Genomic DNA, 25,284 nt, shown 5'->3' with positions numbered 1-25,284 from the left:
TGATACTTCTTTTATTTTGTATTAAAAAAAAGTAATTGGAAAAAATAAAATTGATAAATTTTATTGAGGTGAACTTATATGAATAAGCTAAAAAGAAATAAGGAAATTTCTATTTTATTGGTTTTATTAGTCTGTTTATACATATTAATGCTTACTGGTGGGTGTGTTGCAAAATTTGAAAAGTCTATATCAAGAAAGATACACATAGGACTTATAGCTCAAAATTTTAAGGATGCATCTTTTGGAGAACTTGCAAAAAAAGGAATAGAAAAATCAAAGGAAGAAGTTCAAATTATTCCAGGATATGTTGAAACTAAAGATGATAAAGAAAAGATTGATGAAGGACTTAGAAAGCTTGCAGAAGATAGTTATATGACAGTTGCTATGGGAGTTGAAATGAAGGCTGCTGTAGAAAAAGTTTCAAGAGAAAGAAGAGATAAAAGTTTTACTATTGTAGATGAAGACGTTGAAGAGCCAAATGTGAAATCAGTTTTATTTAGACATCAAGAAGGATCCTTTTTAATGGGAGTGGTAGCTGGAGATGAAACAAAATCAAATAAAGTAGGCTTTATCGGAGGTATGAATAATGAAATAGGGCTACAATTCTATAGTGGATATGCAGCTGGTCTTAAGACAGTTAATGAAAAAGCGGCTATGGGAATTATAGATGGAAGTAATGTAAGATTTATTCAAAGTTTTGCAGATGAAAATAAAGCTTATGAGAATGCAATAGAACTTTATGATGAAGGGTGTGATATTATATTCCAAGCATGTGGTAAAGCGGGTTTTGGAGTGTTTAAAGCAGCAAAAGAACGAGGTAAAAAAGTTATTGGAGTAGATACTGATCAAAGAGTTACTGTGCCTGAGTATAGTGATCAAATAATATCTTCTATGATTAAAAGTGTGGATAAAGCAATATTTAATCTATGCGAAAATGTAAAAAATGGAGAGTTTAAAAGTGGAATTCAAAATATTCAAGAACTAGGAATTAAAGAAGAAATGATAGATTATGCTCCATCAACTAGTGAGGCTGTATCAGGAAAGACTATGGAGGATTTAAAAAAATATAAAGAAAAAATAAAGACAGAAGAAATAAAAGTGCCAAAAATGATATTTGAAGTCATAGAGTTTAAAGCATGATATAATACTTGGGATGGTGGGGTAAAACCATTACACGCTTATTTATTACTAAAAATTTCTATGATATAATTAACTGTAAAAAGAATATGTGTATAAATAAACAGATAAGTGGAGATGGGTGATATTATGAAAATGGAGTATTCTATTAATCTAACTCAAGAACAGAAGTTAGTTATGACTCAAGAGATGCAAATGTCTATAAAAATGCTTCAAATGTCAGTAAATGATTTGCGTGAGTACATAGATAAAGAATATGAAGAAAATCCAATACTTGATATGAAAGATAATAATCAGGAAAAATCCTCTATTAGCGAGGATAAGGTAATGGATAAGTATGATTACAAAGAAATGGTAAAATATTTTGAATTTGATAACTATGGAGCGCAAAGTTATGGATCATATGATGAGGAGGAGGTATCTCCTTTTAATTTTATATCAGAAATGAAGTCGTTAAAGGAATATTTACATGAGCAATTAATGGAGTTATCAATAGATGAATATACCAAAGAAATTGGAGATTACATAGTAGAGAATTTAGATCATAGAGGTTATTTAGAATGTGACTTGAAGGATATTTGTGAGGAACTTAAAATTTCTTTAGATAAAGGTGAAGAGGTTTTGAAAATAGTACAAGATTTAGAACCTTATGGTATAGGGGCAAGAAATATAATAGAATGTTTACTTATACAATTAGATAAATTAGCTTTAGATGATGATATTATGGTCGAAATAGTAAAAAATCATTTAGAGGATATAGCAGAGAATAGATATGTAGTACTAGGCAAAAAATTAAATATATCACCAAGAGAGGCACAGAGATATGGAGACGTTATAAAAAAACTAGAACCAAAACCATCAAGAGGTTTTTATACTGGTGAAGAAGTTAAATTTATAATACCAGATGCAGCGATTAGAGAAATTGATGGGGAATTCATAATAATAATGAATGATAGTGTTATACCAAGATTATCCATAAATAAAACGTATAAGCAAGTTATCAATAATGATGATAATGCAAAGGCATCAGAATACGTTAAGGAGAAGCTTAATAAAGCGTTATTTTTAATTAAAAGTATTGAGCAAAGAAGAAGTACTTTATATAGGGTTTTAGAAAAAATAATTGAAAGACAAAAGGAATATTTTAAAAAGGGACACAATTACCTAAAACCTATGACCTTAAAAGAAATTGCAGAAGAGTTAGAAGTTCATGAGTCAACAGTAAGTAGAGCGATTAAAGATAAATATATATCAACTGATAGAGGAACTGTAAAAATAAAAGATTTATTTAGGGTAGCTGTATCTTCAAGAAATGAAGATCTTGGAGTGATAAAAATAAAAAATACCATAAAAGAGATGATTGATTCAGAAGATAAGAAAAAACCACTTTCTGATCAATTTATATGTGATAGGTTAAAAGAAGATGGAATGAATATATCAAGGAGAACTGTGGCAAAATACAGAGAGGAACTTGGTATCAAATCTTCAAGTAAAAGAAAAAGATTATAATTGCAATGGATTACTGTAAATATAAGGTTTGAGAGTAGTTTCTAAACAAAAAATAGGTATAAAAATCAAAAAAAATTAAATTTATACTTTAAAAATTAGTCAAGATAACTTATAATGTTCTTGTGGGACGAAAATAATAAGTGTGGGACGCTTTGTGACCAAAAGGAGTGTTGAAGTTGCAGGAAATATTAAGATTGCAAAAGAAGATAGTTCCTGAACTTGTAGAGGTACTCGAGAAAAGGTACAATATACTAAGGACTATATTTTTAAATCAGCCCATAGGAAGAAGAGTTTTAGCAAATGAGCTTTCTTTAAGCGAAAGAGTTGTTAGAACAGAAGTAAGCTTTTTAAAAGGGCAAGGATTAATAGAAGTTAATACCCCTGGTATGAATGTAACTAAAAGTGGAGAAGAGATAGTTGATAAGCTAAGTGGATTTATTCATGAAGTTAGAGGATTATCTGATATTGAACAAGATATTAAAGAAAAACTTTCTCTAAAAGATGTTTTAATAGTTCCAGGTGATGTAGATAGCAATTCGTCAATCCTTAAGGATATAGGTAAAGCTGCTTCAAATTATTTAAAAAAAATAATTAAAAGCAATTCAGTAATTGCCTTAACGGGAGGAAGTTCTGTTAAAGAAGTTGTTGAATCCTTTGAAATCATTAGAAATATATCTAATGTATTGGTAGTTCCAGCAAGAGGTGGAATGGGAAGAAATGTAGAAGTACAAGGAAACACATTAGTAGCCTCACTTGCAAAAAAGGTTAACGGAACTTACAAAATGCTTCATGTTCCTGAAAGTGTTAGTTTAGAAATTTTAAATTCTTTAAAAGAAGAAAAATCAATAAAAGAAGTTGTTGAAAGTATACATAATGCAGATATTTTTGTATACGGAGTAGGTAATGCTTTTGAGATGGCTCATAAAAGAGGCCTTTCAGATGAAAGTATTTCTAAATTAGCAGAGCTTAAAGCTGTAGGAGAAGCATTTGGATGTTATTTTGATAAAGATTCAAAAGTGGTATCAAATACAACCGCTATTGGAATAAATATTGATGAAGCCAGAAAAATTAACACGCATATTGTTGTTGCTGGTGGAAAAAATAAAGTAGAGTCAATTATTGTGACTCAAAGAAATAATAAAAATGGTGTATTAGTCACCGATGAAGCTACTGGGCGTGAAATCTTAAGAAGATTAAATGAAGCCAAGTAGATAATTAAATTAATTTGTTTATAAAAAAAATTTTTATAAAAGCTATTTTTAGGAGGTATTTACAATATGGTAAATGTAGCAATTAACGGTTTTGGAAGAATAGGAAGATTAGCATTAAGATTAATGATCAACAACCCTGAATTTAATGTGGTTGCAATCAACGATTTAACAGATGCTAAAACATTAGCTCACTTATTCAAATACGATTCAGCACAAGGAAGATTCGATGGAGAAATCGAAGTTAAAGAAGGAGCTTTCGTAGTTAACGGAAAAGAAATTAAAGTAACTGCAGAAAGAGAACCTAAGAACTTACCATGGGGAGAATTAAACGTAGACATCGTTTTAGAATGTACTGGATTCTTCGCTTCAAAGGAAAAGGCTTCAGCTCATATCGAAGCAGGTGCTAAGAAAGTTGTTATATCAGCTCCAGCTGGAAACGACCTTCCAACAGTTGTTTACAACATAAACAATGAAATATTAAAAGCTAGCGATACAGTTATATCAGGTGCTTCATGTACTACAAACTGTTTAGCTCCAATGGCTAAAGTATTAAATGATCAATTTGGATTAAAAGAAGGATTCATGACTACAATCCACGCTTACACAAATGACCAAAATACATTAGACGCTCCACACGGAAAAGGAGATTTAAGAAGAGCAAGAGCTGCTGCTGCTTCAATCATCCCTAACTCAACTGGTGCTGCTAAAGCAATCGGATTAGTTATCCCAGAATTAGCTGGTAAGTTAGACGGAAACGCTCAAAGAGTTCCAGTAATAACTGGTTCATTAACTGAGTTAGTTTGTGTACTTGACAAGAACACTACAGTTGAAGAAATAAATGCTGCTATGAAAGCTGCTTCAAACGAATCATACGGATACACTGAAGATCCAATAGTATCATCAGACGTAATCGGAATAAGCTTCGGATCATTATTTGATGCAACTCAAACTAAGATCATGGAAGTTAACGGACAACAATTAGTTAAAGTTGCTTCATGGTACGACAATGAAATGTCATACACTAACCAATTAATCAGAACTTTAGGATACTTCGCTAACTTAAAGTAATCTATTAATTAGATAGTAAATATAAAAAGTTTTATAAGTCTGGTTTTGTAGTATAAGGCTATAAGGCCAGACTATTTTAAAATATGTATATAATTTATAAGAGGTGAAAGAGATGAACTTCAATAAAAAGACTATAGAAGATATAAATGTTAACGGTAAAAAAGTCCTAGTAAGATGTGACTTTAACGTTCCACTAAAAGATGGAGTTATAACTGACGAAAATAGATTAAATGGAGCACTTCCAACTATCAAGTACTTAGTTGATAATGGAGCTAAAGTAATCCTTTGCTCACATATGGGTAAACCAAAGGGAGAACCAAAGCCAGAATTATCATTAGCACCAGTTGCTAAGAGATTAAGCGAAATGCTTGGAAAAGAAGTTGTTTTTGCAGCAGACGATAATGTTGTTGGAGAAAACGCTAAAAAAGCAGTAGCTGAAATGAAAGATGGAGATGTTGTTTTACTACAAAACACTAGATACAGAAAAGAAGAAACTAAGAATGGAGAAGAATTCTCAAAAGAATTAGCTTCACTTGCTGAAATCTTCGTAAACGATGCTTTCGGAACAGCTCACAGAGCTCACTGTTCAACAGTTGGAGTTACTGACTTTATAGATACAGCAGTATGTGGATACTTAATCCAAAAAGAATTAAAGTTCTTAGGAAGCGCTGTAGAATCACCAGAAAGACCATTCGTTGCAATCTTAGGAGGAGCTAAAGTTTCAGATAAGATCGCTGTTATAAACAACCTTTTAGATAAAGTAGATACTTTAATAATTGGTGGAGGAATGGCTTACACATTCTTAAAGGCTCAAGGATACGAAATCGGAACTTCATTAGTTGAAGAAGATAGAGTTGATTACGCTAGAGAAATGATTGAAAAGGCTAAGGCTAAGGGAGTTAACTTCTTATTACCAGTAGATCATAGAGTAGCACCAGAATTTAAAGATATGGAAGCTACAATAACTGAAGATCAAAACATTCCTGCTGGAAACATGGGATTAGATATCGGACCAAAAACAGAAGAATTATATGCAAATGCAGTTAAAGATGCTAAGACAGTTATCTGGAATGGACCAATGGGAGTATTCGAATTCGATAACTTCAATAAGGGAACTATTGCAGTAGCTAAAGCTATGGCAGAATCAAATGCAACTACTATAATCGGTGGTGGAGATTCAGCTGCAGCTGTAAACATCTTAGGATTCGGAGATAAGATGACTCATATCTCAACTGGTGGTGGAGCATCACTTGAATTCTTAGAAGGTAAAGTATTACCTGGTATAGATGCTTTAAATAGCTAATTTATTAGCCTAAATAGTTTTTATAAATAAAATATTAGCCACTCTGTTAAGAAGTTAAGAGAGTGGCTGATTTATCAGTATTTTTAAGAGTTTTAATAAACTCAATAATTTTAGAGGTGATTTTAAATGAGAAAAGCAATAATCGCAGGAAACTGGAAAATGCATAAAACTCCAGCTGAAGCTGTAGAATTTATAAACGAATTCAAACCATTAGTAAAGGATGCTACTTGTGAAGTAGTACTTTGCCCAACTTTTGTATGTTTAGACGCTGCTGTTAAAGCTGCTAAAGGATCAAACGTAAAGATCGCTGCACAAAACATGCACTTTGAAGAAAAGGGAGCTTTCACAGGAGAAGTTGCTCCAGGAATGCTTGAAGCTATGGGAGTTGATTACGTAGTAATTGGACATAGTGAAAGAAGAGAATACTTCAACGAAACTGATGAAACTTGCAACAAGAAAGTTAAAGCTGCTTTAGCGCATAACATAATTCCTATTCTTTGCTGTGGAGAAACTTTAGAGCAAAGAGAATCAGGAAAATATGTAGAAGTTTTAGCTGGACAAATCAAAGCTGATTTAGAAGGATTAACTAAAGAGCAAGCAGAAAAAGTTGTTATAGCTTACGAACCAATCTGGGCTATTGGAACAGGAAAAACTGCTACATCAGAACAAGCTAACGAAACTATAGCTGCTATCAGAAACGTTGTAGCTGAAATGTTTGGAAAAGAAGTTGCTGATAAAGTAAGAATCCAATACGGTGGATCAGTTAAGCCTGCAACTATTAAAGAACAAATGGCTCAATCAGATATCGATGGAGCTTTAGTTGGTGGAGCTAGCTTAGTAGCTTCAGACTTTGCTGCAATAGTTAACTACTAAAATTAAGTAAGATTAATAGGTAGAATTAACATATAAGCAATAGTCATGATTGAATAATACTAATTCTTTCATACTATTGCTTTTTGTTGTTTAAGGCACTTTATTATAGTATAATATAAGTGGAAAAATGACACATAATAAAAAGAGATGAATCATTTTTAATATAGATATAAAATGGAGGTAATAGTTATGGCAAAAAAACCAGTAATGTTAATGATATTAGATGGATTTGGAATAGCAGAAGCTTCAGAAGGTAATGCTGTTTCATTAGCTAAAAAACCAAACTTTGATAAATTAATAAAGGAATATCCTCATTCAATGCTTGAAGCATCAGGAATGGCAGTTGGTCTTCCAGAAGGTCAAATGGGTAATTCAGAAGTAGGTCACTTAAATATAGGTGCAGGTAGAATAGTATACCAAGAACTTACTAGAATAACTAAAGCTATAGCTGATGGAGATTTCTTTAAGAATGAAGAGCTTTTAAAGGCTATGAAAAATGCTAAAGAAAATAATACAGCATTACACTTAATGGGATTATTATCAGATGGTGGAGTTCACTCACACATCAATCATTTAAAAGGACTTTTAGAATTTGCTAAAAAAGAAGGTTTAACAGAAGTTTACGTTCATGCATTCATGGATGGTAGAGATGTTGCTCCTTCATCAGGTAAGGAATTCATAGAAAAGACTGAAGAAATGATGAAAGAAGTTGGAGTAGGAAAAATCGCTACAGTAAGTGGTAGATACTACGCAATGGATAGAGATAACAGATGGGAAAGAGTTGAGCTTGCTTACAATGCAATAGTAAGAGGAACTGGTAATACAGCAACTAGTGCAGTAGAAGCTATACAAGAATCATATAATGATAAGAAGACTGATGAATTCGTAGTACCTACAGTAGTATTAGAAGATGGTAAGCCAACTTCAACTGTTAAGAGTGGAGATTCAGTAGTATTCTTTAACTTTAGACCAGATAGAGCTAGAGAACTTACAAGAGCTTTAACTCAAAAAGATTTTGATGGATTTAATGCTGAAAAGTTAGATTTAACATTTGTTACAATGACTCAATATGATAAGACTTTCGAAGGTGTTATGATAGCATTTAAGCCTCAAACACTAGAGAATACGCTAGGAGAATTTGTTGCAAACAAGGGATTAAATCAATTAAGAATAGCTGAAACTGAAAAATATGCTCACGTAACATTCTTCTTCAATGGTGGAGTTGAACAGCCAAATGAAAATGAAGATAGAGCATTAATTGCATCACCTAAAGTTGCAACTTATGACTTAAAGCCAGAAATGAGTGCATACGAAGTAACTGAAGAGTTGCTAAAGAGAATAGATAGTGATAAATATGATATGATTATATTAAACTATGCTAACCCAGATATGGTTGGTCATACAGGAGTAATTCCAGCAGCAGTTAAAGCTATAGAAACTGTTGATGAATGCTTAGGAAAAGTAGCTGATAAGATCTTAGAAAAGGGTGGATCATTATTTGTAACTGCTGACCACGGAAATGCAGAAACAATGATAGACTTTAAGACTGGAACTCCATTTACTGCTCACACAACTGATCCAGTACCATTTGTATGGGTAACTAAGGATACAGAAGGTAAGACATTAGAAAGTGGTAAATTATCAGATATAGCACCAACTATGTTACACGAAATGGGACTTGAGGCTCCATCAGAAATGACTGGACACTCATTGATAAAGTAATTAAATAAAATTGTTTAAGAACTCGTATACTATATACGAGTTCTTTTCTTATATATATTTTGAAAATATTTTCGCTGAAACATATAAAAAAGAAAATCAAATCTAAAAGGGCTGAAAATGTTTGCAAAGAGAAAAAAATGTGTAATAATGAAATCATCAAATGGGAGGTGCAATAAAATGAACAAAAAAATTGTAGCAGTTACAGCTTGTGCAGCTGGGATAGCACATACATATATGGCAGCTGAAAGTATAAATAAGGCTGCTAAGAAAAAGGGTTATTTAGCAAAAGTAGAAACACAAGGTTCTATAGGAGCTGAAAATGTACTTAATGAAAAAGATATTAAAGATGCAGATGTAGTAATAATTGCAGCTGATATAGATATCGATTTATCAAGATTTGCAGGAAAGAGGGTATTGCAAACAAAATCAATAGATGCTATAAAAAATGCTAGTTCATTAATTGATAGAGCATATGATGAAGCTCTACTTTATGGTAAGAAAGGCTCTAAAGTTGGAGGTGTAACTTTAGGAAAAACTGATAATCAGTTTATAAAACATATAATGAGTGGTATATCTTATATGGTACCAATGTGTATAGCAGCTGGACTTCTTTTAGCAATAGCTAACATATTTGCATTCCAAAAAGATGAACTTGGAAGAATAGTAAATTGGGGATTTGATAATACAACAGCAATGGGATACTTCATGTCAAAATTATTTGCTGTAGGACAAGTTGGATTTAAATTAATGATTCCATTATTTGCAGGTTTTGTTGCTAACTCTATAGCAGATAAGCCAGCAATTGCACCAGCAATGATTGGAGCATATTTAGCAAACGATCCAGAATTTTTAGGAACTCAAACAGGTGGAGGATTCTTATCAGCTATATTAGTAGCATTTATTGTAGGATACTTAGTAAAAGGACTTAAGAGTATAAAGTGGCCAAAGATATTACAACCTTTATTAGCAATTATGATTATTCCATTAATAGCTACTTTTGCAATTACAGTAATAGTATTATTCTTAATAGGACAACCAATAGCAGGAGCTATGGATTGGTTATATAGTGGACTTACAATGTTAAATGATAAATATTCAAGTGCACCATTTATTATTGGAGCTATTATTGGAGCTATGATTGGATTCGACTTTGGTGGACCAGTAAATAAAACAGCTTTAATATTTGGTACAGCAGTATTTACAGATACAGTTGCAAAGTTTGGTATTCAAAATGCAAACTTTGTTCCAGGAACAGCAGCACAAGCTGCAATATCAGTAGCACCACTTGGAATATGGCTTGCCTCAATATTATTTAAAAATAAATTTACTAAAGATGAAAAGATATCAGCAAATTCAGCCTTTGGTATGGGTATGGTTGGAGTTACAGAAGGTGCAATACCATTTGCAGCAGCACATCCAGTACAAATGATTACAGCTTCAGTTGCAGGTTCAGCACTTGCTGGGGGATTAGTTGGATTATTTGGATGTAAGTTCTATGGGGGTATAGGTTCACCTCTTGGAACATTTATAGGATATATTGAACAACCAATTCCTTTTATAACATGGATAGGATCAGTTTCAGCAGGTATACTTCTTACAGCTGTATTACTAGGTATACTTAAAAAACCAGTAACTGAAGAAGCAGATGTATATGAAGATGATGAAGAAATCAATGAAGAGAAAATTGCAGAAGAAATAGTTTTAGATATAAAGGATATAGATAATGAAGTTTTTAAAGAAACTCATATATATGTAGATGAAAATTCAAAGACACAAGATGAAGCATTTAAATTCCTAGCTTCAATTGCATATGAAAATGGCTATGTATCTAATAAAGAAGAATATCTTAAAGGATTATATGAAAGAGAAAAAGAAGCTACAACTGGGTTTAATGATGGAATAGCAATTCCACATTGCAAAGGTAAAGTAGTTAAAAAATCAGGAGTGTTTTTAATAAAGTTTAAAAATCCAATTGAATGGGATTCTCTTGATGGAAAACCAATAAAAGTAGCATTTGGACTTACAATACCAGAAGATGGTGCAAATAATCATATAAAGATATTAAGCGCTATTGCAACAAAACTAATAGATGATGATTTTAGAAATAAAATAGCAAGTGATATTGATAATAGAGAATTATATAGCTTAGTGTCACAAATAGAATTTTAAATAATTAAATCAAAGCCTAAGTAGAATATTCTATTTAGGCTTTTTAATAAAAAGGAGAAATATATGAAGAAAGTACATGTTTATTCTCATACACATTGGGATTATGAGTGGTATTTTACAGCAAATGAAACAATAATACAGTTAATATATCATATGGATGAAGTTATAGAAGCACTTGAGAGTGGGAAAGTTAACAAGTATTTATTAGATGGTCAAATAAGTATATTAGAAGAATATATAAAGTTTATGCCAGATAGATTTGAAGTCGTTAAGAAACTTGTTACTGAAGGAAAGTTATTAATAGGACCATGGTACACTCAAACAGACGAATTAATAATCTCTGGAGAATCTATCATAAGAAACTTATTCTATGGAATTAAAAATTCATCTAAGTATGGGGATTACATGAAGATAGGGTATCTTCCAGATTCTTTTGGTCAAACAAAAGACTTACCTAAAATATTAAATGGATTTGATATAAAAAGATCAATATTTTGGAGAGGTGTTTCAAAAGATGAATGTCCAAATAGAGAGTTTATATGGAATAGTGAAGATGGGAGTAGCGTGTTAGTTTATAACATAAAAGATGGATACTATTATGGTGGAAACCTTATATATAATGATGATGTTAAATCTGTTGAAGAAAAAATGAGAGATGGATCAGCTACACAGAATATATTACTACCAGTAGGTGGAGACCAAAGGTATGTAGATTTTAATATAAAAGAAAGAATTAAATATTATCAAGATAGAACAGAAAATAATTTTAAATATATAGAGAGTTCTTGTGATGAATTTTTTGATGAATTAGAAAAGGAAAAGAATTTATTTCAAGTAGAAGGAGAATTTATAAATCCATCTAATTCTAAGATACATAGATCAATTTATTCATCGAGGTATGATCATAAATACCTAAATGATAAAATTGAAAGAAGACTTGTATATGTATTAGAACCTCTAATGGTAATGGCTCAAAATATAGGGTTAGATCCTAAAGTAAGCATGCTTGAAGAGATATGGAAGAAGTTACTTATGAATCATGCTCATGATAGTGCTTGTGGATGTAATAGCGATAAAACAAACGATAGTATATTAGCAAGGCTTATTGAGGTAGATCAGTTGTCTTATTCAGCTTGTGATTATATAGTAAGAAAAATAAGCGAATCAATTAAAGATAGAGAAGAAAATGATTTAATTTTATTTAATACTTTATCAAGAACTAGAGATGAAGCGTTTACTATAAATATAACATCTAAGAATAAGGATTTTAAGATTATAGATGAAGAGGGAGTAGAAATTCCACTTCAAATAATCGAAAGTAAAAAAGAATATAGTGGAAGTATAAAGAGAAGTGCAGAAGAGCATGATGAAAATTTATATTTCTATGTAACTAAAGCAGTAATAAAGTGCAAAGTTAATCCATTTAGTATAAAGAGACTAAATGTTATTGAAGAAAAAAGCAACTATAGTAAAGAAGAAATTTTAGAAAATGTAATTGAAGATAATTATTATAAAGTTGAGTTTAATAATGGAAAAATAGATATAACTAATAAGCTAACTGGAGAAATCTTAAAGGATTGTATATCAATTGAAGATTCAGGTGATGATGGAGATACCTATGATTACTCGCCACCTTATAATGATACAAGATTTAAATTTGATTTTAAAGATTCAAAGTGTGAAACTATAAATGGAGAGTTATATAAAGAACTTAGCATAAGTGGGATATTTGATATTCCTAGGAACTTGGAAGATAGAAATATTTCTAGAATAAATTCAAGTATTCCATATACTATGAAATTATCTCTAAATAATAAGAAGATAATAGATTGTCATTTAGAAATTAATAACAATGCAGAAGACCATAGAATGAGAGTTATAATAAAAACAGGAGTTATATCAGAAAAGTCAATAACTGATACTCCTATGGGAATAATTAAAAGGGATAATACTCCAAATCATATTGATGATTGGAGAGAACTTAATTGGAAGGAAGAACCTTCACCTATTTATCCGATGTTACATTTTGTATCATTGAATGATACAAAATCATCAGCTACAATAATGACAAAGGGAATTAAAGAGTATGAAATATTAGATAATTCTAATATAGCATTAACACTTTTTAGGGGAGTTGGATATTTAGGAAAGCCAGATCTTATAAGAAGACCTGGGGTGGCATCTGGAAATGAATTTAAATATATAGAAACCCCAAAGAGTCAGCTTAAGGGTAAGCTTAAGTTTAAGTTTGCAATAAATTTTGATAAAGAATTAGATATAACTAAAATAAAAAATATATTTGAAAATTATAGTATAAGTAGTCCATATTATCAAATACAAGAGATAAATAGATTTACGAATACATTAAAATATTTTGTAAGTCATCCTCTTCAAGATGATATATCTATTATTGATAGCTTAATAAATAGTGATGAATTAAAAGGAATTAATATAACCTCAATAAATGCAATAGATAAAAAATCATTTATTATAAGATTTCTAAATTCTTCAGATAAAGAAATAAATGATTCAGGAAGAATAAAAGTTAAGAATGCTAAGAGCTATCAATTAGTTAATTTAAATAATAGAGAATTAACAGAAGAGGTAAATGTAGATAAAGAAGAGATACTTATACCATCATTTAAAAAAGGAGAAATTAAAACTATAAAAATAAATTTATAGTTAATGATGAATCAAGTATTGGAGGAAGTATGAAGAAGGAAATTGTTTTAAGGATAAACCATTCCAAAATTAATTTTACATTTGTTGAGGAAAGAATAGCTGAATATTTTCTAGATGAAAAACCAGTTTTACCTATAAATAAATTATCAAAAGAATTAAATGTATCTAATGCATCAATAACAAGGTTTTGTAAGAAGATAGGACTTTCTAATTATAAGGAGCTTATATATTTATACAATGAGCATCTTAAAAATAAAAAAGACCATAGCTTAAATAATATAGCAATTGATTTACAAACTGAATATTTTAATTTGTTTGATGATATAGATAAAAATTTTGATGAGAAAAAAATAGAGAGGGTTTGTGAAGAGATACATTCACATAGGCTTATAAATATATTTGCATTAGGGCTTAGTGCAACAGCTGCTCAGGATTTTAAATTTAGATTTTCAAGAATGGGAAAATTCATAGAAGTTATACATGATAGAAGTGCAATAGAAATGGCAACTCAGATATTAGAAAAAGGTGATTTAGTATTTTTGTTTACTCTTAGAGGTAATAAAGCTTTAGAGAAGATTGGTGAAGAGTTAAAAGAGAAAGATATAACTGTAATAACTATAACAGCAAACAAAAAATCATCTTTAAATGAGACTTCAGATATAACAATAAATACTTCAAACTTTAAGGGGGAGGAAGCAACAGGTATATTATCAGCTCAAATTCCAATACTTGTTCAAATTGATTTAATTCATTATTACTATATAAGAAAATATAAGGAAGTCTTAAATAGTTGGGTTTCAACGGAGAAAGTATTTAATAAAGAGTAGGAGAGAATAATATGATAAAATTTTCAAATGATTTTTATTTTGGAAGCGCATCTTCAGCCACTCAAAGTGAAGGTGCTATAGATGTAGGAAATAAGGGAGAGAATATTTGGGACTATTGGTTTAAGACAGAGAAACATAGATTTCACAATGGTATAGGAACGGAAGATACTTCAACATTCTATAAAAACTACAAAGATGATATAAAGTTAATGAAAGAAACTGGACATAATTCATTTAGGATGTCTATAAGTTGGTCTAGAATGTTTAAAGAAGGATATGGAGAAGTAAATAAAGACGGTGTAGAATTTTATAATAATGTTATAGATGAATTAATCAAAAATGGAATAGAACCTTTTGTAAATTTATTTCATTTTGATATGCCAATGGAACTTCAAAAGATTGGTGGATGGGAAAATAGAAAAGTAGTAGATTATTATAAAGAATATGCAAAGACTTGTTTTGAGTTTTTCGGAGATAGAGTAAAACGTTGGTTTACATTTAATGAACCTATGGTACATGTTGAATGTGGGTATTATTTAGGATATCATTACCCATGTAAATTTGATCCGAAAGCAGCTGTACAAGTAGCGTACCACACAGCGTTAGCCAATGCATTAGCTATTAAAGAATTTAAAGAGTTAAATACTGATGGAAAGATTGGTATAATAATAAATCTTTCTCCATGCTACCCAAGAAGCGAAAATAAATGGGATTTAAAAGCAGCTAGAATAGCAGATTTATTTGCAAATAAGAGCTTTTTAGATCCAGCTGTAAAAGGCGAATTTACTACAGAGTTAGTAGAAATTATAAAAAAACATGATTTAATGCCTAATTATACAAAAGAAGATCTAAGCATAATAAAAGAAAATACAATAGATTTTCTAGGTGTAAATTATTATCAGCCAAGAAGAGTTTGTGCAAAAGCTAATAAACCTAATGATGAGGCACCATTTACTCCAGAATATTATTATGACAATTATGATATGCCAGGAAAGGTTATGAATCCATATAGAGGATGGGAGATATACCCTAAAGGAATATATGATATAGCTGTAAATATAAAAGAAAACTACAACAATATTGAATGGATGATAACTGAAAATGGTATGGGCGTTGAAGGCGAAGAAAGATTCATAGTAGATGGCGTTATAGAGGATGACTATCGAATTGAGTTCTATAAAGATCATTTAAGGTGGTTAAATAAAGCTATTGAAGAAGATGCAAATTGCATTGGATATCATGTTTGGACATTTATTGATAATTGGTCATGGCTTAATGCTTATAAAAATAGATATGGACTTGTATCTTTAAATCTTGAAGATGGAAAGAGGACAATAAAGAAAAGTGGTAGATGGTTTAAAGAACTATCTAGAAACAAAGGATTTTAAATTAAAGGGGCTGAGGACATGTTTGCTTGTTTGGACATAGGAGGTACATCTATTAAAGTTGCACTTTCAGATAAGGATGGAAACCTTATAGAAAAGGATACATTATATCCATCACATGAATTAAATGAATTTACTAATACTATTGTAAATTGGGTTAATGGAATGAAAAGTCAATATGATATAGAAGGTGTTGCTATAAGCTCACCAGGAGCTGTTGATACAAATAGTGGAATTGTAGGTGGTGCTAGTGCAGTTCCATGCATTCATGGAACTAATTGGAAAGAAGTATTGTCAGAGAGATTAAATCTTAATATAAGTATAGAAAATGATGCAAATTGTGTAGCGCTTGCAGAAATTTTTTCAGGAGCTGCAAAAGAGGTAAATGATATATTGTTTGTAGTATGTGGTTCTGGAATTGGTGGATCTATAATTAAAGATAAGAAAATTCATCATGGAAAGCATCTTTATGGTGGAGAATTTGGATTTATGATCATGGAAGATAATGACGGAGAATATAAAACATTTAGTGAGGTTGCATCTACAATGTCTTTTGTAAGAAAGGCTAGAAAGTATTTTAATGATGAAAGTTTAGATGGCAAAGATGTATTTAATAAAGCACAAAATGGAGATGAGTTTTGCAAGGGAGTAATAGATACATTTTATGAAGAACTTGCAAAAGGAATTTATAATCTTCAGTATATGTATGATCCAGAGCTTGTACTTATAGGGGGTTCTATAAGTGATAGAGATGATTTTATAATAAGCTTAAATGAAAAAATAGATGAAATATTAAAGAAGATTAAGATTGCAGAAATAAAGCCAGAAATAAGAACATGTACGCATAGAAAAGATGCAAATCTTATAGGAGCTTTAGCGCATCATCTTAAAGAATATAACATATAAATTTAAATTAATTACAATTATATTATAATTAATTTAAGTAAAAATATTTGTTTGAATTAATAAAAGCTACATTCTATAAATGAATGTAGCTTTTAAATTTCTTTATGGACAAGAGAAGAGAAGTATAGTAATATTTAAATGGATAATTAATGTTTATAGATATTAATTATCAATTTAAATATGTTTGTGGGAATGTGAAGAAGGGGGTGTAACTAATGAAGAAACTTATAAATACAGCTTTTATATATGCTGTTATTGCTCTTGCAAGTGGTGTTTTTTATAGAGAATTTACAAGAATGAATGATTATACAGGTAAGACATCATTAGCAGTAGCACATGTACATTTACTAGTTTTAGGTAGTTTAATGTTTCTGATTTTAGTTTTATTTGAAAATGCATTTAAGATCACTAAAAATAAATTCTTTAGCAAATTTTATATAATTTATAATGCTGGACTTATTTTTATGATTGGAATGTTTATATGGAGAGGCGTAGATCAAGTTTTAGGACTTAATGGTGGAGCTATGATATCCGGTATAGCTGGATTATCTCATATAATTATTACTGCAGGAATTATAATGATGTTCATTGTACTTAGAAATGAAGTTATAAAAGCTGAAGAAGCAAGTAACTAGATATAATTATAATTTATCCTAAAATATAAAGAGTGTTATAGAGATTATATCAAACTTAATTTTAAAACAAAAAACAGTTATATACTTAAAATAAGTATATAACTGTTTTTTTATATCTTTATATATTCAAGTATAAAGATAAATAGGATTATTATAAGAGATAGAACTCTATCACAATAAATAATAAGTGTAATAGTATATATTGAGAGAAATAATATATAGGATGATTAAATGAAAGGAAATTACACCTATTCTGTTTGCTTTGATGAGAAGACAGAAAAGTTATTTAGAAAAGCAAAATACTTAGGACAAGGAAATAACGGGATAGTATATGAACTTCCAAATAATAGAGTTATAAAGATTTTTTTAAAAGAAAAAATCTGTAGGGCAGAGGGTGATACTCTTAAAAGAACCAAAAAATCAAAATATTTTCCTAATATATACGCGCGAGGCGAACTTTATATTGTACGAGAAATGGTTTGTGGAGTACGTTTAGATAAATACATAAAAAGAAACGGGTTAAGTAAAGAAATGTCTATGAAGATATATAGACTATTAAAAGAGTTTAAAAAACTTGGATTTGCAAAATTAGATACAAGATGTAGAGATGTATATGTAACTGAAAAGTTAGAGCTTAGAATGATAGATCCTAAAGGATGCTATACAAGAAAAGTTGATTTTCCAAGACATTTGATGAAAAAATTAAATGGACTTAAAGTATTAGATACATTTTTAAAGCATATAGAAGAGAAAGATCCTAAGTTATGTATTTATTGGAAGAGTCAGCTTGATAAATACTTTGAGAAAAACAACATAGAATACAATTAGATAGTAATATATTTACGTAAAATAACATTAAGATATAATAGTTATGATATATAAGTATAATAATTAAAATAAAGAAGTCCTTTAGGGCTTTTTTATTTTGCTAGGAATTATAACAGTTAAGGTAGTATATATTAATTAAGTATGTGATTATAGTCAAAATATTGGTAAACAAAGATTTACTAATGTTATAAATTAATATCTAATATTAATAAATTGAAAAAAGTTATCAATTGATTGAAAATATCAACAGAATGGATTATAATGTATTTAAATAAAAAAAGCAATTAATTATTTAATAAAAATATAGGATGTTGTAAATAATATCTAATGTATTTGATTGTTAAGGAGGAAAAGTAAATGAAACAATATGCAGAAATAGTAGATGTTTTAGCTAGAGAAATTTTAGATTCAAGATCATTCCCAACAGTAGAAGTTGAGGTATATTTAGAAGATGGAACAGTAGGAAGAGCAGCAGTACCATCAGGTGCATCAACAGGTGTATTTGAAGCTGTAGAACTTCGTGATGGAGATAAATCAAGATTCAATGGAAAGGGTGTACTTCAAGCAGTAAAGAACGTTAATGAAGTTATTGCTGATGAATTAGTTGGATTAAATGCTTTAGATCAAATTTTCATCGATAAGACTTTAATAGAATTAGATGGAACTAAGAATAAAGGTAAATTAGGAGCAAACGCTATACTAGGTGTTTCACTTGCTGTAGCTAGAGCTGCTGCAAACTATTTAGGCTTACCTTTATATCAATATGTTGGTGGAGTTAATGCTAAAGTATTACCAGTACCAATGATGAATATTATAAATGGTGGAGAACATGCTGATAATTCAGTAGATTTACAAGAATTCATGATTATGCCAGTTGGAGCAGAAAGCTTTGCAGAAGCATTAAGAATGTGTTCAGAAGTATATCATGCACTTAAAAAATTATTAAACGAAAAAGGATATTCAACAGGTGTTGGTGATGAAGGTGGATTTGCACCAAACTTAAAATCAAATGAAGAAGCTATTGAAGTTATTATAGAAGCTATCAAGATAGCTGGTTTAGAACCAGGAAAAGAAATGTTTATAGCACTAGATCCAGCTTCATCAGAATTCTTCGAAGATGGTAAATATATCTTAAAACATGAAGGTAAGACATTATCACCAAAAGAAATGGTTGATTTCTATGAAAACTTAGTAAATAAATACCCAATCATCTCAATTGAAGATGGTATGGCAGAAGAAGATTACGAAGGTTGGAAGATCATGACTGAAAGATTAGGAAAGAGAATCCAATTAGTTGGTGATGACTTATTCGTAACTAACACAGAAAGATTAAAGATGGGTATCGAAATGGGAATTGCAAACTCAATTCTTATAAAGCTTAACCAAATTGGTACATTAACAGAAACTTTAAATGCTATCGAAATGGCTAACAGAGCAGGATACACTGCAGTAATCTCACATAGATCAGGTGAAACAGAAGATACAACTATTTCAGATTTAGTTGTTGCTGTAAATGCAGGTCAAATCAAGACTGGTGCGCCAGGAAGATCAGAAAGAGTTGCTAAGTATAACCAATTAATTAGAATAGCTGAAGAATTAGATGATGTAGCTGAATACAGAGGAAGAGATGCATTCTTCAATATAAAGAAATAGTAACTAATTTCTATAATTGAAATAGAATTAAATTTAATCTTGAAATAATATTTAGCGCTTTCAGATAATTTTTGGAAATTAGTGTAGAAATAAATTATTCTTTATGATATACTAATTGAGTTAAATAGTATAAAATAAGCGTTTAAATATTAGGAGGTGTTCCCATGCAAACAGCGTTATTAGTACTTGAGGTAATATTAGGAATAGTTATTGTAGTTTCAGTACTTATGCAACCAAGTAAATCAGATGCCTTAAGTGGATTGATTCAAGGTAGCAACAATGATACATTCTTCTCAAGAAACAAATCAAGAACAAAAGAAGTTATGCTAGAGAGAGTAACAATAATAGGAATGTTACTATTTGCTATAAATACAATTGTTTTAAATTTAATATAATATGTGTGGGAATCACAAGTTAGATTTATTAGCCAGTCATTATGACTGGCATTTTTTTATTAATTATAAATTTTACTTAAAAAAATATAGTACAAAAAATTATTCGAAATGATAAAAGTAAGACGAATAAATATATATATTTCGTATAATATAGCTATAAATGTCATGGACAAAGTAAATAAACCATTTACCATAGTAGATTTTTTATTATTCTTAAGCTAAAAAGTGAAGTTATGTATTTATATAACGTAAATTCAAATAAGATTATAAATTTAATTCTAATAGAAAAATTTATTTCATAATTATATAGTAGTGCCCTAGGTACTAAAAATAATTATGAGAGGTGTAACTATGGAGTTATTAGCATTACCATTAGTCTGTGGGATTATTTCATTAATTGTTTTAATTTTTATTGCAAAAGGTATTATTAAAAAAGATCCTGGAAATAAAAAAATGAAAGAGATAGCATCACATATAGAAGAAGGAGCTATGGCCTTTATAAAAAAGGAATATAAGTATCTTTCAATATTTGTGGTGTGTATTTTTGTATTAATTTCAGCATTTTTAAGTTATAAGACAGCTATAGCATTTTTAGTAGGTGCAATATTCTCAATGCTTGCAGGATTTATAGGGATGAAGATTGCTGTTAAAGCAAATGTAAGAACAGCAAATGCAGCAAAGCATGGAATGAAAGAAGCATTAGGAGTAGCTTTTTCTGGTGGATCCGTTATGGGACTTTCAGTTGTAGGACTTGGAGTTGTGGGGCTTACTATTTTTGCAGTTATTTTTGATTTAAATGCAGAGTATATAACAGGCTTTGGACTTGGTGCATCATCAATAGCACTATTTGCAAGAGTTGGTGGCGGTATATATACAAAGGCAGCAGATGTTGGAGCAGATTTAGTTGGAAAAGTAGAAGCTGGTATACCAGAAGATGATCCAAGAAATCCAGCTGTAATTGCAGATAATGTTGGAGATAATGTTGGAGATGTTTGTGGTATGGGAGCTGACCTTTTTGAATCCTATGTTGGATCAATAATTTCAGCTATAACACTTGGCGGTTTTGTATCAATAGTAGCAGGACGTGAGGCTATGATTTATCCTTTAATACTTGCTGCAATTGGAATTATTGCATCACTTATAGGGATATTTGTAGTTAAAAGTTATAAGGGGGATGACCCTCAAAAGGCTTTAAACATAGGAAGTTTCTTATCAGGAGGAATAGCCCTTATATTAAGTGCCATTGCATGTAATTATTTATTTAAAGACTTAAAATTCTTTATTCCAGTAGTAGTTGGTATATGTGTTGGCTTATTAATTGGGAAAATCACAGAAGTATACACATCATCAGATTATAAATCAGTAAAATTTATTGCAAAAGAATGTGAGACAGGAGCAGCTACCAATATAATAGCTGGTCTTGCAGTTGGTATGAAATCAACAGTTATACCTATACTTTTAATAGTAATTGGAATATTAATTTCATTCTTTAAAACAGGTGGTGCAAGTGATTCTATTGTGGGATTATATGCAATTGCATTATCGGCAGTAGGAATGCTTGCTACAACAGCTATAACAGTTGCTGTTGATGCATATGGACCAATAGCTGATAACGCTGGTGGAATAGCTGAAATGAGTGAGTTAGATGAAGGTATTAGAGAGATTACAGATAAACTTGATTCAGTTGGTAATACAACAGCAGCTATCGGAAAAGGATTTGCAATAGGTTCAGCAGCACTTACAGCTTTAGCTTTATTTGCATCATACACTCAAGCTGTAAAATTAGATTCAATAAATCTTTTAAATCCATTAACATTAGTTGGTGTGCTTATAGGTGGAATGCTTCCATTTTTATTTGGAGCACTTACAATGCAATCAGTTGGTAAGGCAGCAGGTCAAATGGTAGAAGAAGTTAGAAGACAATTCAAAGAAAAGCCTGGAATATTAAAAGGTACAGATAAGCCAGATTATTCAACTTGTGTTGAAATTTCAACTAGAGCTGCTTTAAGAGAGATGCTAGTGCCAGGAATAATTGCAATTTTATCACCTATAATTGTAGGATTACTTTTAGGTGCAGAAGCACTTGCTGGATTAATAGCTGGAGGAGTTGTAACTGGTGTTATGATGGCTATACTTATGGCAAATGCAGGTGGTGCATGGGATAATGCTAAGAAGTATATAGAAGGTGGCGCATATGGTGGAAAAGGAAGCGAATGTCATAAAGCAGGTGTAGTTGGAGATACAGTTGGTGATCCATTTAAAGATACATCAGGACCAGCTATGAATATATTAATAAAGCTTATGACAATAGTTGCAGTTGTATTTGCACCACTTATAGTAGAATTTGGTGGGTTATTATTTTAAAATATATATTTAGTTAAACTAGGGGTTATTATTTAGTATATGAACTAAATGATAACTCCTTTCTATATAAACTTCTAATAGAGGAATTAAAACTCATAATGTGTTAATATATAGGTAGAATAATATATAACAATAGTGGGTAGCATATATTTAAGAATATAGATAAATTAATTTGGAGGAATAAAATGGGAATAAAGAATACGTTATTGGATTTTATGCGTGAAGATGCATATAAACCAATGGATTTAAAAGAATTAACATCAGTATTTGATATAAAATCAGACGAATATAGAGCTTTTAAAAAAGTATTAAAAGCAATGGAAAAGGAAGGCCTAGTCGTTAGAAATAAAAGCGATAAATATACTATTCCAGAAAGAGTAGGTTTAGTTGCAGGAAAACTTCAAGGACATCAAAGAGGATTTGGTTTCTTAATACCTGAAGCTGAAGGAGAGAAGGATGTATTTATACCATCATCAGCAATGAACGGTGCTATGAATGGAGATAGAGTATTAGTTCATGTAACTAGAGATGATAAAAATGGTAAGAAGAGAGAAGGCGAAGTTGCTGAAATAGTAGAAAGAGCTAATAAAACAATAATTGGTGTCTATGAAAATAGCAGAAACTTTGGTTTTGTTGTACCAGAAGATACAAGATTACACCAAGATATATTTGTAACTAAAAAAGATAGAAATGGCGCTAACGATGGTGATGTTGTAATAGTAGAAGTTACAAAGTGGCCAGAACAGAGAAGAAGCCCTGAAGGTGTTATAAAAGAAGTATTAGGACAAAAGGGAGATAAGGGACTTGATATTCTTACAATAATTAAGAAGTTTGGTCTTCCAGAGGAATTCCCTGATAAGGTATTAAATTTTGCAGATAGAATAGAAGAAGAGATAGATCCTAAAGAATATAAAAGAAGAACAGATTTTAGAGATTTAAAGATGGTAACTATTGATGGTGAAGATGCTAAAGATTTAGATGATGCAGTTTCAATAGAAAGATTACCAAATGGAAACTATAAATTAGGAGTTCATATAGCAGACGTTACTAATTACGTTAAAGAAGGTAACCCACTAGATAAAGAAGCACTAAAAAGAGGTACATCAGTATATCTTATAGATAGAGTTATACCAATGCTTCCAAAGAAACTTTCAAATGGTATATGTTCACTTAATCCTAAAGTAGATAGATTAACATTAAGTTGTATCATGATAATTGATAAGAACGGTAAAGTTATAGAACATGAAGTTCATGAAGGTATAATTAAAACAAATGAAAGAATGACTTATACAGATGTAACTAAGATACTTAGAGATAAAGATGAAGAGCTAATCAAAAAGTATGATTACTTATATGATGATTTCTTAGCCATGGAAGAACTTGCAAATATTTTAAACAAGAAGAGAATGAGAAGAGGAGCTATTGATTTTGATTTTGAAGAAGCGAAAATCACTTTAAATCCTTTAGGTAAGCCAATTGAAATAAAACCTTATCCAAGAGAGATAGCAAATAGAATAATAGAAGAATTTATGCTTGCGTGTAATGAAACTATAGCTGAATATATGTACTGGACTAATTTACCATTTGTATATAGAGTCCATGAAAATCCAGATGAAGAAAAGCTAACAAAATTTAGAGAGTTTATATATAACCTTGGATACACAATGAAGTGGAGTCAAGATGTACATCCAAGAGCACTTCAAGAAGTTTTAGAGAAGGTTAAAGGTAAGAAGGAAGAGGCAGTAGTAAGTACACTTCTTTTAAGATCAATGATGAAGGCTAGATATTCACCAGAAAGTCTTGGTCATTTTGGTTTAGCTGCAAGATATTATTGTCACTTTACTTCACCAATTAGAAGATATCCAGATCTTCAAATCCATAGAATTATAAAAGAACAAATAAATGGTAAGATTGATGGAGGAAGAGCTAAGAAGCTAATTGGAATAGTTGATTATGCATCAAAACAATCTTCAGAAACAGAAAGAGTAGCTCAAGAGGCTGAAAGAGAAGTTGATGATTTAAAGAAAGCAGAATACATGCAAGATAGAATTGGAGAAGAATTTGATGGGATTGTTTCTTCAGTTACATCATTTGGTATGTTTGTTGAACTTCCAAGCACTATAGAAGGATTAGTTCATATAACTGCTTTAGAAGATGACTATTATGTATATGATGAAAATCATTTAGCTTTAATTGGAGAAAGAACAAAGAATATTTATAGATTAGGTGATGAAGTTAAAGTTAAATGTAGTAAGGTAGATATTGCAAATAGAGAAATTTACTTTGATTTAATAAAAGAAGAAGAGGAAGAAAAAGAAGAAGAAGCTTTAAAAGAATTCCAAGAGAGACTTCCTCAAGTTAAAAAAGAAGTAAAAGAAGCTTTAGCAAGAGTTGAAGAGATAGAAGAAAAAGAATCAGAATTAGAATAATCTAATAAATTAAAAAGGAAGCTATCATTGAGTTATCTGGAAGGGTAATTATAAATGATAGCTTCATTTAGTTAAAGAATATTTAAAAAATATATAGAGATACACTTTTTATATATAATTGCTAATAGGCTCAATATATAATATAATTTTATTAAGTTATATAGTGGTAAATAAAAAGTAGGTGAAAA

General features: G+C 30.3%; 18 protein-coding genes. All 18 read left to right on the top strand.

Going from position 1 to position 25,284, the window contains the following annotated elements; all coding sequences use genetic code 11:
- The first annotated feature begins 78 nt into the window (after positions 1-78).
- A complete protein-coding gene (locus K5V21_RS14335; protein ID WP_221861857.1) occupies positions 79-1,140 on the top strand; it encodes a BMP family lipoprotein in 1,062 nt (353 codons plus the stop codon).
- Between the two features lie 126 nt (positions 1,141-1,266).
- Positions 1,267-2,646 (top strand): RNA polymerase factor sigma-54, encoded by a 1,380-nt coding sequence (gene rpoN, locus K5V21_RS14330; RefSeq protein ID WP_221861856.1) that lies wholly within the window; start codon positions 1,267-1,269, stop codon positions 2,644-2,646.
- A gap of 176 nt (positions 2,647-2,822) precedes the next feature.
- Positions 2,823-3,857 carry a sugar-binding transcriptional regulator gene (locus K5V21_RS14325; RefSeq protein WP_221861855.1) on the top strand — a complete coding sequence of 345 codons (1,035 nt, stop codon included), beginning with the start codon at positions 2,823-2,825 and terminating at the stop codon, positions 3,855-3,857.
- A 66-nt stretch (positions 3,858-3,923) separates the two neighbouring features.
- A complete protein-coding gene (gene gap, locus K5V21_RS14320; protein ID WP_204594871.1) occupies positions 3,924-4,925 on the top strand; it encodes a type I glyceraldehyde-3-phosphate dehydrogenase in 1,002 nt (333 codons plus the stop codon).
- 112 nt (positions 4,926-5,037) lie between these two features.
- Positions 5,038-6,228, top strand: coding sequence for a phosphoglycerate kinase (locus tag K5V21_RS14315; protein ID WP_221861854.1), 1,191 nt, complete (start codon positions 5,038-5,040; stop codon positions 6,226-6,228).
- Positions 6,229-6,354: 126 nt separating this feature from the next.
- Entirely contained in the window at positions 6,355-7,101 is a 747-nt protein-coding gene (tpiA, locus tag K5V21_RS14310) for a triose-phosphate isomerase (RefSeq protein WP_204594873.1), read from the top strand.
- A gap of 189 nt (positions 7,102-7,290) precedes the next feature.
- A complete protein-coding gene (gene gpmI, locus K5V21_RS14305) occupies positions 7,291-8,823 on the top strand; it encodes a 2,3-bisphosphoglycerate-independent phosphoglycerate mutase (RefSeq protein ID WP_221861853.1) in 1,533 nt (510 codons plus the stop codon).
- A gap of 177 nt (positions 8,824-9,000) precedes the next feature.
- Positions 9,001-10,992, top strand: coding sequence for a fructose-specific PTS transporter subunit EIIC (locus K5V21_RS14300; protein ID WP_204594875.1), 1,992 nt, complete (start codon positions 9,001-9,003; stop codon positions 10,990-10,992).
- A gap of 63 nt (positions 10,993-11,055) precedes the next feature.
- Positions 11,056-13,674, top strand: coding sequence for a glycoside hydrolase family 38 N-terminal domain-containing protein (locus K5V21_RS14295; protein ID WP_221861852.1), 2,619 nt, complete (start codon positions 11,056-11,058; stop codon positions 13,672-13,674).
- 29 nt (positions 13,675-13,703) lie between these two features.
- Entirely contained in the window at positions 13,704-14,501 is a 798-nt protein-coding gene (locus K5V21_RS14290; protein WP_204594877.1) for a MurR/RpiR family transcriptional regulator, read from the top strand.
- Between the two features lie 11 nt (positions 14,502-14,512).
- Positions 14,513-15,889, top strand: coding sequence for a glycoside hydrolase family 1 protein (locus tag K5V21_RS14285; RefSeq protein WP_221861851.1), 1,377 nt, complete (start codon positions 14,513-14,515; stop codon positions 15,887-15,889).
- 18 nt (positions 15,890-15,907) lie between these two features.
- The gene (locus tag K5V21_RS14280; RefSeq protein WP_221861850.1) at positions 15,908-16,792 is read left to right on the top strand and encodes an ROK family protein; all 885 of its coding nucleotides are present in this window, start codon (positions 15,908-15,910) and stop codon (positions 16,790-16,792) included.
- 215 nt (positions 16,793-17,007) lie between these two features.
- A complete protein-coding gene (locus tag K5V21_RS14275; RefSeq protein WP_221861849.1) occupies positions 17,008-17,427 on the top strand; it encodes a DUF2871 domain-containing protein in 420 nt (139 codons plus the stop codon).
- Between the two features lie 231 nt (positions 17,428-17,658).
- The gene (locus K5V21_RS14270; RefSeq protein ID WP_221861848.1) at positions 17,659-18,255 is read left to right on the top strand and encodes a protein kinase family protein; all 597 of its coding nucleotides are present in this window, start codon (positions 17,659-17,661) and stop codon (positions 18,253-18,255) included.
- Positions 18,256-18,612: 357 nt separating this feature from the next.
- Positions 18,613-19,908, top strand: coding sequence for a phosphopyruvate hydratase (eno, locus tag K5V21_RS14265; RefSeq protein ID WP_204594882.1), 1,296 nt, complete (start codon positions 18,613-18,615; stop codon positions 19,906-19,908).
- Positions 19,909-20,072: 164 nt separating this feature from the next.
- Complete coding sequence (gene secG / locus K5V21_RS14260; RefSeq protein ID WP_204594883.1) at positions 20,073-20,303, top strand: preprotein translocase subunit SecG; 231 nt, start codon at positions 20,073-20,075, stop codon at positions 20,301-20,303.
- Between the two features lie 351 nt (positions 20,304-20,654).
- Entirely contained in the window at positions 20,655-22,667 is a 2,013-nt protein-coding gene (locus K5V21_RS14255) for a sodium-translocating pyrophosphatase (protein WP_221861847.1), read from the top strand.
- 185 nt (positions 22,668-22,852) lie between these two features.
- On the top strand, positions 22,853-25,096 hold the full coding sequence (gene rnr / locus K5V21_RS14250) for a ribonuclease R (RefSeq protein WP_221861846.1): 2,244 nt from the start codon (positions 22,853-22,855) through the stop codon (positions 25,094-25,096).
- The last annotated feature ends 188 nt before the right edge of the window (positions 25,097-25,284 follow it).

This window comes from Clostridium sardiniense (genome assembly GCF_019753795.1).
Lineage (GTDB): Bacteria > Bacillota > Clostridia > Clostridiales > Clostridiaceae > Clostridium > Clostridium sardiniense.
The sequence above is the reverse complement of the archived record's forward strand: the minus strand, read 5'-3'. Positions and strand labels throughout refer to the sequence as shown.